Annotated in this window: 12 protein-coding genes; 6 read left to right on the top strand and 6 right to left on the bottom strand. The window is 70.4% G+C overall.

Features of this window, described 5'->3' with window-relative positions; translation table 11 throughout:
* The first annotated feature begins 83 nt into the window (after positions 1-83).
* Complete coding sequence (locus HLB44_RS00940; RefSeq protein WP_173119674.1) at positions 84-944, top strand: hypothetical protein; 861 nt, start codon at positions 84-86, stop codon at positions 942-944.
* Here the strand turns inward: HLB44_RS00940 and HLB44_RS00945 are convergent.
* The 6 genes from HLB44_RS00945 to HLB44_RS00970 all read right to left on the bottom strand — a co-directional run bounded on the left by HLB44_RS00945 (position 898) and on the right by HLB44_RS00970 (position 8,189).
* Positions 898-2,079, bottom strand: coding sequence for a branched-chain amino acid ABC transporter substrate-binding protein (locus HLB44_RS00945; RefSeq protein WP_173119676.1), 1,182 nt, complete (start codon positions 2,077-2,079; stop codon positions 898-900). The genes HLB44_RS00940 and HLB44_RS00945 overlap by 47 nt on opposite strands.
* Before the next feature lie 176 nt (positions 2,080-2,255).
* Entirely contained in the window at positions 2,256-3,533 is a 1,278-nt protein-coding gene (locus HLB44_RS00950) for a glycerate kinase type-2 family protein (protein ID WP_173119678.1), read from the bottom strand.
* The gene (locus HLB44_RS00955) at positions 3,530-4,459 is read right to left on the bottom strand and encodes a 2-hydroxy-3-oxopropionate reductase (RefSeq protein WP_173121249.1); all 930 of its coding nucleotides are present in this window, start codon (positions 4,457-4,459) and stop codon (positions 3,530-3,532) included. Before HLB44_RS00955 ends, HLB44_RS00950 begins: the two co-directional genes overlap by 4 nt.
* A 32-nt stretch (positions 4,460-4,491) precedes the next feature.
* Positions 4,492-5,271: a hydroxypyruvate isomerase gene (gene hyi, locus HLB44_RS00960; RefSeq protein ID WP_173119680.1), complete on the bottom strand. Its 780-nt coding sequence runs from the start codon at positions 5,269-5,271 to the stop codon at positions 4,492-4,494.
* A gap of 18 nt (positions 5,272-5,289) precedes the next feature.
* The gene (gcl, locus tag HLB44_RS00965; RefSeq protein ID WP_173119682.1) at positions 5,290-7,080 is read right to left on the bottom strand and encodes a glyoxylate carboligase; all 1,791 of its coding nucleotides are present in this window, start codon (positions 7,078-7,080) and stop codon (positions 5,290-5,292) included.
* 173 nt (positions 7,081-7,253) lie between these two features.
* Entirely contained in the window at positions 7,254-8,189 is a 936-nt protein-coding gene (locus HLB44_RS00970; protein WP_173119684.1) for a hypothetical protein, read from the bottom strand.
* 214 nt (positions 8,190-8,403) lie between these two features.
* On the opposite strand from HLB44_RS00970, the gene HLB44_RS00975 reads away from it, so the two are divergent.
* The 5 genes from HLB44_RS00975 to HLB44_RS00995 all read left to right on the top strand — a co-directional run bounded on the left by HLB44_RS00975 (position 8,404) and on the right by HLB44_RS00995 (position 13,148).
* The gene (locus HLB44_RS00975; RefSeq protein ID WP_173119686.1) at positions 8,404-8,619 is read left to right on the top strand and encodes a hypothetical protein; all 216 of its coding nucleotides are present in this window, start codon (positions 8,404-8,406) and stop codon (positions 8,617-8,619) included.
* Between the two features lie 100 nt (positions 8,620-8,719).
* A complete protein-coding gene (locus HLB44_RS00980; RefSeq protein WP_173119688.1) occupies positions 8,720-9,628 on the top strand; it encodes a LysR family transcriptional regulator in 909 nt (302 codons plus the stop codon).
* 107 nt (positions 9,629-9,735) lie between these two features.
* A complete protein-coding gene (locus tag HLB44_RS00985) occupies positions 9,736-11,166 on the top strand; it encodes a hypothetical protein (RefSeq protein WP_173119690.1) in 1,431 nt (476 codons plus the stop codon).
* Between the two features lie 14 nt (positions 11,167-11,180).
* Positions 11,181-11,513, top strand: a complete 333-nt coding sequence (locus tag HLB44_RS00990; protein ID WP_173119692.1) for a hypothetical protein — start codon at positions 11,181-11,183, stop codon at positions 11,511-11,513.
* A 27-nt stretch (positions 11,514-11,540) separates the two neighbouring features.
* Positions 11,541-13,148 (top strand): DUF4384 domain-containing protein, encoded by a 1,608-nt coding sequence (locus tag HLB44_RS00995; protein WP_173119694.1) that lies wholly within the window; start codon positions 11,541-11,543, stop codon positions 13,146-13,148.
* Positions 13,149-13,194 lie beyond the last annotated feature (46 nt).

Raw genomic sequence — 13,194 nt, forward strand, 5'->3', positions numbered from 1 at the left:
CAAGCCTTTGCCGCGGCTGGGGTCTTCGGCCGGCGGCGCCGTCCACAAGCGTATAAACCGTTTGCACCGTTTTTGCCGCAACGATGGAAGCCGATCTGCTCAGCACCGAGACCCACCGCTGGTGGATCACCTTGTGCGTCGTCAGCGCGCTGAACGTGCTGGCCTGGGTGGCGTCGGCGGCCGTGCTGAAGCGCCGCCAGGCCGCGCTGGGCGACTGGCCGATGCGCCGGCTGTTGCTGCTGCTCGCCGCCGGCTACGTCGCCGGCTGTGCCTACCGCTCGGTGCTGCCGGTGTTCGACGTGCAGCGCCAGGTCCTGGTCGACTCGTGGTGGTCGAGCGTGCTGGTCGGCCGCAGCGTGGCCACGCTCGCCGAGCTGTGTTTCGCCGCGCAGTGGGCGCTGCTGCTGCACGGCGCGGCCGAGGCCGCGGCGAGCCGCTTCGCCCGCGCGGTCGCGCTGGCCATCGTGCCGATGATCGCGCTGGCCGAGCTGTGCTCATGGAGCGCGGTGTTGACGACCAACAACCTCGGCCACGTGATCGAGGAGGCGCTGTGGGGCAGCAGCGTGCTGCTGCTGGTCGCCAGCCTGTGTGCCATCACCCCGCGCTCGGCACGCACGCTGCGGCCGCTGTTCGCCGCCTGCGCGGTCGCCGGCGTCGGCTACGTGGCCTACATGTTCACGATCGACGTGCCGATGTACTGGGCGCGCTGGGTCGCCGACGAGGCCGCCGGTCGCCCCTACTTCAGCCTCGCGCAGGGCTGGACCGACGTGTCCTCGCGCTGGGTCGTCTCACACGCGTGGGACGATTGGAAGGGCGAGGTCACGTGGATGTCGCTGTACTTCAGCGTCGCGGTGTGGATGAGCATCGGCCTGACGTTCACGCCGGCGATGCGCGGGCTCACCAGCGGTCGGATCGCATCACCGGCAGCCAGCGCCCGGCGCTGAGCTGGTAGACCGAGACCGCGCCGTAGCGCTGCTCGCCGTCGGCGCCGAAGCGCATCGAGCCGGTCACCGGCGCATGGCCGTCGAAGCTCTTCAGCCGGTTCAGCAGCGCCGCCTTGTCGACCGAGCCATTGCGGGCCAGCGCATCGGCGACCAGGTAGACCGCGTCGTAGGCGTAGTGCGCGCCGTAGACCGGCGCGCCGCGGAAGCGCGCGCGGAACTTCTCGAGGAAGGCCTTGCCGGCGGGCAGCTCCTGCACCTCGAGGATCGGCGAGGTCACGTAGACCGCGCGCAGCGCACGGCCGGCCTGCAGCAGCTTGTCGGTCTTGAGCGTATCGCTGCCGAGCAGGCGCACATGGCTCAGGCCCGCGGAGACCAGCTGCCGGATCAGCGCCTCGGCCTGGAAATCGCTGACCATCGCGACGATCACGTCGGCCTGCGTGCGCCGCACCTCGGCGACGAAGGACTCGAAATCGTTGGTCTTGTTGTCCGCGGTGCGGCGCACGGCCAGCGTCGCCCGGTGCTCGGTGAAGAGCCGCACGACGTCGTCGGCCAGGCCTTTGCCGTAAGGGGTGCCGTCGTCGAGCACCGCATAGGCCTTGGCGCCGGCGAGCTGGCGCGCGTATTCGCCGATCGCGCGCGACTGCAGATCGTCGTTGGCGACCAGCCGCAGCGTGGTCGGCAGCTTCAGCCGCGTGTACAGCGGCTTGGTCGAGATCGCCAGCTGCGGAATGCCGGCCGCGGCATAGGTCGGCGCCGCGGCGATGCTGACGCCCGAATTCAGATCGGCAATGGCCACCAGCACGTCGGCCGCGACGAGCTGCGCCGCAGCCGCCTTGCCCACGACGGGATCGGCCTTGTCGTCGACGCTGACCACCTCGAGCTTCACCTCGCGGCCACCGATCCGCACCCCGCCCGCGGCATTGATCTCCTCGATCGCCAGCGTGACGCCGTTGAGCATGTCGGCGCCCTGAGCGCCCAACTCGCCCGACAGCGGCTGCGCGACGCCGATGCGCACGGCCTCGGGCGCGCGCCAGCCTGGCGCCAGCGTCGCCGTGGCGACGACGGCCGCCACGAGGCCGGCCAATGCCAGGAAAACCGCGCGCAGCTGGCGCAGGCGTGATGCTGAACTCGACATCGAAGCTCCTCGGCCGCGGCAGGAAAGTCCGCGTGGGAGGCCCCGATAGCAGCCGGCGTGCCAGGCCGAGCGCAGCGGCGTGACGCCCGGTGCGCCCGTCGCGCGCTGTCACGAGAAGTACACACGGCGCGGTGGCGCGGTGTGTCGGCGGCGATGCACCGCCGCCGGCGCCCGATCTACCGCTCGATCAGGATCGCCCGGAAGTCGTTGACGTTGGTGCGCGTCGGCCCGGTGACCACCGCGTCGCCCAAGGCGCCGAAGAAACCGTGCCCGTCGTTGTTCGCCAGCGCGTCGCGCGCCTTCAGGCCGAGCGCGCGGCCGCGTTCCAGCGTGTCCGGCCCGATCAGCGCGCCGGCGGTCTCCTCGATGCCGTCGACGCCGTCGGTATCGCCCATCAGCGCATGCACGCGCGGCTGACCGGCGAGCGCGACGGCGCAAGCCAGCAGGCATTCGACGTTGCGGCCGCCGCGGCCCGTGCCGCGCACCGTCACCGTGGTCTCGCCGCCGGACAGGATCACGCAGGGCGGCGCGATCGGCTGGCCGTGCAGAGCCGCCTGACGCGCGATGCCGGCCAGCACGGTGCCGACCTCACGCGCCTCGCCCTCGATCGCATCGCCGAGGATCAGCGGCGCATAACCCGCATTCTGAGCGACCACGGCGGCCGCCTCGAGCGCCTGCTGCGGCGCCGCGATCACCCGCACCTCGTTGCGCGCGAGCCGCTGGTCACCCGGCTTGACCGTCTCGCCGCGGCCCGATTCGAGCAGCGCGCGCACTTCCGCCGGTACCTCGATCGCGTGGCGGCGCAGGATGTCGAGCGCATCGGCGCAAGTGGTCGGATCGGCCACCGTCGGGCCGGAGGCGATGTCGACCGGGTCGTCGCCGGGCACGTCGGAAAGCACCAACGTCAGCATCCGTGCCGGGCACGCTGCTGCTAGCCGCCCGCCCTTGATCGCCGACAGGTGCCGGCGCACGCAGTTCATTTCGGCGATCGTCGCGCCCGAGCGCAGCAGCGCGGCATTCAGCGCCTGCTTGTGCTCAAAGGTCAGCCCCGGCGCCGGCAGCGGCAGCAGCGCCGAGCCGCCGCCGGAGATCAGCGCCAGCACGAAGTCGTTCTCGCGCAGGCCCGCCACATAGGCCAGCAGCCGCTCGGCGGCCGCGAAGCCCGCCCGGTCGGGCACCGGATGCGCGGCTTCGACGATTTCAATCCGCTCGCAGGCCGCGCCGTAGCCATAGCGCGTGACCACCAGGCCCTGCAACGAATCCGGCGGCCCGGTCCAATGGTCTTCCACCGCGCGCGCCATCGCCGCCGAGGCCTTGCCGGCGCCGATGACGATCAACCGGCCGCCGTTCAGCGCGTCGGGTGACGGCAGGTGCGGCGGCACGCACAGCGCGGGCTGCGCCGAGGCGACGGCGGCATCGAACATCTGGCGCAGCAGCGCGCGGGGAGGGGTCATGGTGGCGTTCCGATGGGGTGGTTCGCCAGATTCTCCAACGCCTTGACCATCGCCGAGTGGTCCCAGCCCCGGCCGCCGTGCGCGCTGCAGGCATTGAAGAGCGCTTGCGCCGTCGCGGTGTTGGGCAGCGCGACGCCAAGCGCACGCGCGCTGTCCAGCGCCAGGTTCAGGTCCTTCTGGTGCAGCTCGATGCGAAAACCCGGCTCGAAGGTCCGCTTGATCATGCGCTCGCCGTGCACTTCCAGGATCCGCGACGACGCGAAGCCGCCCATCAGCGCCTGGCGCACCTTGGCCGGATCGGCGCCGGCCTTGGCGGCGAAGACCAGCGCCTCGGCCACCGCCTCGATGTTCAGCGCGACGATGATCTGGTTCGCGACCTTCGCGGTCTGGCCGTCGCCGACCGCGCCGACGCGGGTGATGTTCTTGCCCATCCGCTCGAACAGCGGCTTGACGCGCTCGAACACCGCCTCGTCGCCGCCCACCATGATCGACAGCGTCGCGTTCTTCGCGCCGACTTCGCCGCCGGACACCGGCGCATCGAGGTAGGCGGCGCCGGTCCCGGCGATGCGTTCGGCAAAGCGCTTGGTGGCGATCGGCGAGATCGAACTCATGTCGACGACGACCTTGCCTTCGCGGCCCGCAGGGCCGCTACCCATTCCTTGCAGACCGGCAGCGACGCCTTGCTCGGCGAACAGCACCGCTTCGACGTCCGGCGTGTCGGGCAGCATCAGGAAGACGATGTCGGCGCGCTCGGCGACGCCGCGCGCACTGGTGCAGACGGTGGCGCGGCTGTCGCCGATGGCCGGCGGCAGCTTGCCGCGGGTGTGCACGAACAGCGTGTGGCCGGCGGCGATCAGGTGGCCGCACATCGGCGCGCCCATGATGCCGAGGCCGATGAAACCGAGCTTGAGCGGTTGTGAGGTCATGGCGATCGAATTCCTAGTGTCTGAAATGCACGTCACCGCACCAGTTGCTGGCGCCACTGCAGGCCGGCCTCGGTGGTGGTCGCGGGCTTGTATTCGCAGCCGATCCAGCCGGCATAGCCGATGCGGTCGAGGTGGCGGAACAGGAAGGCGTAGTTGATCTCGCCGGTGCCGGGTTCGTGGCGGCCTGGGTTGTCGGCGAGCTGGATGTGGGCGATGCGCGGCAGGTGTTTCTCCAGCGTCGCGGCCAGCTCGCCTTCCATGCGCTGCGCGTGGTACAGGTCGTACTGCACAAAGGCGTTGTCGGCACCGACCTCGTCGAGCAGGTCGAGCGCCTGCTGCGTGCGGTTCAGGTAGAAGCCGGGGATGTCGTAGAAGTTGATCGGCTCGATCAGCAGCTTCAAGCCCGCGGACTTGAACGCTGCCGCGGCGAAGCGCAGGTTGTCGACCAGCGTGCGGCGCACCAGGCCGGAGTCGACACCCGCCGGCGTCTTGCCGGCCAGGCAGTTCAACTGCCCGACGCCGAGCGCCTGCGCATAGGCGATGCCGCGGCCGACGCCGGCGCGGAACTCGGCAATGCGGTCGGGGTGGCAGGCGATGCCGCGCTCACCCGCTTCCCAGTCGCCGGGCGGCAGGTTGTGCAGAACAAGCGTCAGGCGGTGGCGCTCGAGCCGCTCCTTGATCTGATCGGCCGGCCAGGCGTACGGGAACAGGAACTCCACCGCCTCGAAACCGGCGCGCGTGGCGGCTTCGAAACGATCGAGGAACGGCACCTCATTGAAGAGCATCGTCAGGTTGGCGGCGAATTTCGGCATGCGTTCTTCCTCTGCAATTCAATCCAGCAGCGCAACGGCGGTGGGCACGTCGGCCTTGTCAGTGGCCAGTTCCTCGAACTCGACCACATTGTCGATCTCGGTGCCCATCGCGATGTTCGTCACCCGCTCGAGCATCACCTCGATCACCACCGGCACCTGGTGCTCGGCCATCCAGGCCTCGGCCTGCTTGATCGCCGGCGCGATCTGGTCGGCGCTCAACACGCGGATCGCCTTGCAGCCGAGGCCCTCGACGACCTTGACATGGTCGACGCCGTAGCTGCGCGCGGCGCCGTCTTCCGGCGAATTGATGTTGTCGAACGCCAGCTGCACGCAATAGTCCATCGCGAAGCCGCGCTGCGCCTGGCGGATCAGCCCGAGGTAGCTGTTGTTGACGACGACGTGGATGTACGGCAGCTTGAACTGCGCGCCCACCGCCAGCTCTTCCAGCATGAACTGGAAGTCGTAGTCGCCCGACAGCGCAACGATCTTGCGCGACGGATCGGCCGCGCGCACGCCCAGCGCCGCCGGCACTGTCCAGCCCAGTGGCCCGGCCTGGCCGCAGTTGATCCAGTGGCGCGGCTTGTAGACGTGCAGGAATTGCGCGCCGGCGATCTGCGACAGCCCGATCGTCGAGACGTAGCAGACGTCCTCGCCGAAGGCGCGGTTCATGCATTGGTAGACGCGCTGCGGCTTCATCGGCACGTCGTCGAAGTTGGTCTTGCGCAGATAGGCGATCGAGCGCTTGCGGCCCTGGCACTCACCGGCCCATGCAGAGCGGTCGCGCAGCTTGCCCGCTGCCTTCCAGTCACGCGCGACGGCGATCAGTTGCTCCAGCGCCGCCTTGGCGTCCGAGACGATGCCGTAATCGGGCGCGAAGACGCGGCCGATCTGCGTCGGCTCGATGTCGACGTGGATGAAGCGCCGGCCCTTGCAATACACCTCGGGCGAGCCGGTGTGGCGATTGGCCCAGCGGTTGCCGATGCCGATCACGAAATCGCTGGCCAGCATCGTGGCATTGCCGTAGCGGTGCGAGGTCTGCAGCCCGACCATGCCGGCCATCAGCGGATGGTCGTCGGCAATCGTGCCCCAGCCCATCAGGGTCGGAATCACCGGGATGCCGGTCAGCTCGGCGAATTGAACCAGCAGGTCGGACGCATCGGCATTGACGATGCCGCCGCCGGCGACGATCAGCGGCCGCTCGGCGCTGTTCAGCATCTCGATCGCGCGCTCGGCCTGCTTGCGCGAGGCGGCGGGCTTGTAGACCGGCAGCGGCTCGTAGGTCTCGATGTCGAACTCGATCTCGGCCATCTGCACGTCGAACGGCAGGTCGATCAACACCGGGCCGGGCCGGCCCGAGCGCATCAGGTGAAAGGCCTGCTGGAAGGCGCGCGGCACCTGCGCCGGCTCGAGCACGGTGGTCGCCCACTTGGTCACCGGCTTGGCGATCGACGCGATGTCGACGGCCTGGAAGTCTTCCTTGTGCAGCCGCGCGCGCGGTGCCTGGCCGGTGATGCACAGGATCGGAATCGAGTCGGCCTGCGCCGAATAGAGCCCGGTGATCATGTCGGTGCCCGCCGGCCCCGAGGTGCCGATGCACACGCCGATGTTGCCGGCGCGGGCGCGCGTGTAGCCCTCGGCCATGTGCGAGGCGCCCTCGACGTGGCGCGCCAGCACATGGGCAATCGTCTCGCGCTCACGCAATTGCGCGTACAGCGGATTGATTGCCGCGCCCGGCACGCCGAAGGCCTGCGTCACGCCTTCCTTCTCCATCACCAGCACCGCGGCCATCGCGGCCTTCATCCTTGCCATCGCGCACTCCTTTGTGTCGTCGGCAGCGATGGTCGGCGCGCGCGCTCCGGCTGGGAATGCCAGTCCGGCGATAAGCGCTATTCCGCTGTGGAATGAACGAGAACGAAAAAGCGGCCGTACCCGAAGGCACGGCCGCCACGCTTCATCGAAGCCAGGGGATGGGGCGAGAACGCTTAACCGCGGCCGCGCAGCTCCAGGCCGTCACCCGCGAAGCGGACCGCATCACCCACGCGCACCGGCGGCGAGTCGTTGTAGGTCACGACCCGGCGCGAACCTTCGTTCGTGCGCACGACGACCTCGAATTGCGGCTCGCGCCACGGACCGCGTTCGAGTCGGCTCACCGATTCGACGACACCGCAGTCGACACCGCAGGCGGCGAAGCGGCTGCGCAGGTCCAGACCCGCATAGGCGTTGCTCAGCGTGCTGGTGGCCACGCGCTGGCCGTGTCGCAGTTGCGCGATCAGCGGCCGGTCGGTGTTCAGCACCGTGTGGCGACGCAGCGTGTAGATCGCGGTGTATTGACCCGGCCGCACCTCGTCCAGGATCAAGGTCTGCGGATCGCTGCCTTCCAGCTGCACCGATGCGCGGCCGCCCGGCGTGCCCTGCAGCGTGAAGCGCAGCATCTGGCCACCGCGGCGGAAGCCTTCATCGGCGACGTTCAGATGCGTGATCTCGGGACCCGTGATCACCGCGACCGAAGGCGCCGGCCAGCCCTGTTGCAGGCCTTGCGCCAGTTGCGCGCTCGCCACCTGGTCGCCGCGGCGCATCGTCACGCTGACGCGTGAGTTCGGCCCGATGCGATCGCTGCGGCTCACCGTATAGGTGCCTTCATAGATGCCCGGGCTCGCTTCGTGCAGCGAGATCGCGCGGGCGCCACCGTCGATCTGCAGCGTGACCTGCGAATCCGGCGTGCCTCGGACGCTGAAGTCCAGCTCGGCGCCCGGCCGCACGCGTTGTACCTGGTCGACGTCGATGTCGCGGATGTACAGCGCGAACGGGTGGCTGCTGGTGAATGCAACCGGTGCCGCGGCCTGCACGGCGATCGGGCTCAGGCCGAACGCGCTACCGGCGATGATGAGCGTTGCTAGGGTGGTCTTTCGGAACAGCATGTCGTTTCCTTTCGGGGACACGAGGGACAACCCAGCTTAGGAAACTCGGGCCCCACCCCTGGTCGGACCCTGTCGCGCATGGCCGTAGGGGATGACCTACGCTGGCACGTCCCGGGCTGTAGGACACCGGCTACTGCGTGGCGAGGCTTCGTCCTTCCGCTGCGCACGACGCACCCGACGACGATCGACTCGTTCAGTGGCCGAGGAAACACCCATGACACACGCCGCCCAGATCGTCGGCAAGGTCGAGTACCGCGAAGGCGAGGGCCCGCAGATGCCGATTCGGCCGGGTCCGATCGAGGTCGAGACCACGCACAATGACGCGACACTCAGCTGGACCGACGGTGAGACACACGGCTCGGCCGCGATGCCGCTGACCGACTTCAAGCGCTACGTCGCCGAAGGCGCGATCCGGCTGCAGGCCGCCTGACCGCCGGATCGGCCGCCCCGCGTCAGGGCCTGCGCGGCTCGGCGCACCGGCCCGCGACAAGCGCCCTGCCCGTGGATGGGCGCCGCTACAGTGCGCGTCCATGGACCGCATCACCGGCGTGCAGCTCTTCATCCGCGTCGTCGAGACAGCCAGCTTCAGCAAGGCCGCGGCCGAGTTGGGCATCACGCAGCCGACGGCGACCAAAGCCGTCGCCGCGATCGAACAGCGCCTCGGCGCGCGCCTCTTGCACCGCTCGACGCGCGGCGTCACACCCACCGAAGTCGGCGCGCTGTACTACGACAAGTGCAAGCTGATCGCGCGCGAGCTCGACGAGGCCGACAACCTGGCAACGCTGCTGCAGGCCAAGGTCGGCGGCACGCTGCGGATCAGCACCTCGGTGGCGTTCGGGCGCCGCGTGCTGGTGCCGCTGGTGCTGCGCTACATGCGGGCGCACCCGCAGGTGCTGGTCGACCTGAGCTTCGACGACCGCTACGTCAACCTGGTCGAACAGGGCGCGGACCTGGCGATCCGCATGGGCCGGCTCGCCGATTCGACGCTCGGCGCGCGTTACCTCGGCAGCAACCCGTGGCTGATGGTCGCCGCGCCGCACTACCTCGCCGAGCACGGCGCGCCGCTCGGTGCCGACGCGCTGGCCGGCCACGCGTGCCTGGTCTACAGCAGCGTGCAGGGCGACGACCGCTGGAGCCTGACGCTGCCCTCGGGCGAGGAGCGCTCGGTGCCGGTGAAAGGCCCGCTGCGCTCGAACAACCTCTCGGCCGTGCTGTCCGCCGCGCGCGCCGGCATGGGGCTGGCGATCCTGCCGTGGTACGTGGCGCGTGAATCGCTGGCCGACAGCAGCGTGCAGCAGGTACTCGCCGACCACGGGCTGCCGGCCCAGGAGGTGCATGCGGTGTTCCCGTCGCCGAAGCTGGTGCCCTCGAAGGTGACCAGCTTCATTGCTTTCCTGCAGCAGGCGCTGCAGGGCGACTGGTGGACGCGCGCGGCGTGACTTAGTGCGCTGACGCGCGGCGCGGCGCCACGTCCGCCGCGCTGCCGTGGGTCGTAGGTGCGCTCAACCCGGTCGATCTCCGGCCGGTGCTTGAACCGGAGCGCACGATGAAGTCCACGCCTGTCGCCCTTGCCCTGGCCCTGCTGTTCGGCGCCGCTGCGGCGCATGCGCAGTCGCGCATCGCCGACGGCAGCTCGAACACCGTGCTGCTGCCCGAAGCCGGCAACAACCTGCGCCAGATCGGCCGCGACGGCGCGGTGCGCGTGCTCGAGCCGGCCGGCACCAGCCTGACCACGCGCGGCACGGTGAGCGGCAACATCTCGCAAAGCAACCTCGCTTCGCAGTTCAGCGGCCGGCAGACCGCGTCGGTCGGCGGCATCGATCAGGCGGCGCAGCTCGGCGGCACGATCGTCACGCAGGGCAGCCTGGTCGGCAACATCAGCCAGTCGCGCCGCAGCGATGGCGGCGGCTTCGACCAGCAGGTCAACATCGGTGGCGCGACCGGCTCGCTGGTCGTGCGCGGGCAGGCGCAGCTCAACGGTGCGGTGCAGGCGAACATCAGCCAGTCGTCCGACGACTTCGTCTCGGTGTCCGGCTCCGGCACGCAGCGCATCGATGTCGGCGGCAGCCGCGAGTCGAGCGGCGGCAACATCACGACCAACGGCCTCGCCACCGCCGCACTGACGCAGACGCAGCGCGGCGGCGCCACACAGACCTTGCGCATCGGCAGCATCGACGGCGCGACGGTCGAGTCGGCGACGCTCGCCGGCACCATCACCGCCACCGTCGGTCAATCCAGCAGCCCGAGCTCGGGCAGCGGCGGCGGCGTGCGGTCACAAAGCGTCGACGTCGGATCGCTGCGCGGCGCGCAGGCGCTGAACGTCGCGACCGACGGCCTGCTCGCCGGCGCGCTGGCGCAGAGCCAGACCGCCGGCGCGCAGCAGTCGGTCGACATCGGCTCGGTCGCCAACGTCGACGCGGCCGGCACGATCGATGCGCGCGGCCAGGTGCTGTCGACGATCACGCAGCAGACCAGCGCCGGCACCGAGCAGCAGATCAGCGTCGGCGCGGTGATCGGCGGCAGCCCGCAGAACGCGCAGGCGCGCGGCACGGTCAGCGCGGCGATCAGCCAGACCAGCACGAGCCCGGGCAACGCGTCGCAGCGCATCGCCGTCGGCAGCATCGAAGGGGCGAGCGGCCGCGTCAGCACCGATGCCGTCGTCAGCGCGCCGATCACGCAGGCACTGACGGCCGGCGCCAGCAGCAGCTCGCAGCGGCTGGCGATCGGCAGCACCAAGGACACCGCCGGCAACGTGACGACGCGCGCGGTGGTGTCCGGCGCGATCAACCAGAGCGCCAACAGCAGCGGCGCGCAGCAGACGATCGCCATCGGCAGCGTGCAGGGCAGCGCCGCCAACGTGCGCACCGATGCCACCGTCACCGGCACCTTGTCGCAGAGCACGAACCCGTCGGGCCAGACGCAGAAGATCCTGGTCGGCGGCGTGATCGGCGCGTCGAACGAGACGATCGCCGACTGAAGGAGCTGAAGGCCATGCGACGCTTCTGGATCCTGCTCGCCGTGCTGACCGCGCCCGCGGTGGCGCCGGCCGGCACACCCGACATCCCCGACGACATCAACGCGCGGCTGGCGCGCGCGAAGGGCCAGATCGCCGCCGAGGTCGCCACCCGCCAGCGCGCCGGCCAGCCGGCCAGCGCGCCCGGTGTCGGCCGCGCGGCGGCCGTCGGCACGCAGGCCTTCGGCACCGGCTGCTCGATCGCCATCGGCAACATCTTCGAGGACAAGCCGCGCATCGGCGCGCCGCGCCGCGAGACGACCGTGATCGTCACCGGCGACATCATCCAGGCCGGCAACAACTGCCGCTGAAGTCGGTCCTCAACAGGAGGTCGCACCATGCGCCTGCTGCCCCTGCTGCTCGCGCTCGCCGCGAGCGCCTGCACCTCGACCCTGCCGCCGCGCACCCAGGACCAGTCGGCCGCGCTGCGCCCCGCGCAGGCCGCCCTGCCGCAGCGCAACGTCACCGGCTTCGGTGACGCGTTGCGCTGCATGGACAAGCTGTACCTGGCCTACGGCACGCGCGATGTCAGCGTGATGCTGGAGGACCTGACCGACACGACGAAGAAGGTCAACGCCGGCACGCGCGACATGATGATGTCGGCGATCTCGGACATGACGCGGCGCAGCCGCGCGCTGCAGGTGGTGGCCTTCGGGCCTGACGCCAACAACGTCGTCGCCTTCCTCAACAGCGCGCAGCAGCGCAGCGCCTTCGCGGTGGTGCCGCAGTACGACCTGCGCGGCTCGATCACGCAGCTCGACGAAGGCGTGCTCAGGCGCCAGGCCGACGCCGGCCTGTCGGCGGGCACGCTGTTCGGCGCCGGCGCGTCCAAGAGCCGGCAGCTCAACGTGCTGGGCCTCGACGTCGCGCTGGTCAACACCCGCGACCTGACGCTGGTGCCCGGTGTCGTCTCGAAGAACGTGACGACGGTGATCAAGGAGGGCGATGCGCTCGACGCGCAGGCGACGATCAGCAAGCTCGGCATCAACTTCAGCACCTCGTTCCAGCGCACCGACGGCACCGCGCAGGCGCTGCGCAACATGGTCGAGCTGTCGGCGGTCGAGCTGTTCGGCAAGCTGCTGAAGCTGCCGTACTGGAGCTGCCTCGGCCTGGATGCCGGGCTGCCCGAGATCCGCGACGAGATCGAGGACTGGTTCATCGGCATGGAGCGCGCCGGCGAGCTGACGCCCTTCTTCCAGCTGCAGCTGCGCAACCGCGGCTTCTACGAAGGCCCCGTCGACGGGCGCATCAGCCCGGCGCTGCGCCGCGCCGTCGCGGCCTACCGCGGCGCGCTCGGCCTGGGGCAGGAGCCGGTGGTCGACCTGGCGCTGTTCACGCGTTTCATCGACGCGGCGATGCCGGCGGCGCCGGAGCAGCCGTTTCGCGATGTCGGGACGGCACCCGCCGTGGCGACAGGGGCACCGGTGGCCGTCGCCGCGCCGCGCGCCGCGACCGCCGCAGCGCCGGTGCCGGTGCCGGTGCCGGCGCCGGCGCTGCCCTCCCCGGCCTCGACCCGCGCGCGCCCGCTGGCGCTGGCACTCGAGCCGATGGCGGCGCTGGCCGACGGCTCGCTGGCGCTGCGCGTGCGGCCAACCGAGGCCACGTACGTCTACTGTTATGCGCAGGACAGCGCCGGCACGATGCAGCGCATCTTCCCGAACCGCTTCGTCAACGATCCGCTGGTGCAGCCGTCGCAGCCGCTGCAGCTGCCGGGCGCGCAGGGCTTCCGGCTGCCGCCGCAATCGGTGCGCGCGCTCGGCTGCGTCGCCGCGCCGCGCGAGGTCTACCTCGATGCACCGGCGGCGCTGCGCTGGGGCGACTTCCAGGCGCTGAACGCCATCCGCAGCTTCGAGCAGCTGCAGCGCATCTTCGAGGCGCTGATCCGCGGCCCGGCGACGGTCACGATGCTCGAGCTGCCGCCGCCGCACGCCGGCGCGCGCCCGTAACGAACACTTTGTCGCTCGGGGTTGCATTCGGCTTCGTCTGGATTCT

The sequence above is a fragment of the Pseudaquabacterium terrae genome, assembly GCF_013266755.1.
Lineage (GTDB): Bacteria > Pseudomonadota > Gammaproteobacteria > Burkholderiales > Burkholderiaceae_C > Pseudaquabacterium > Pseudaquabacterium terrae.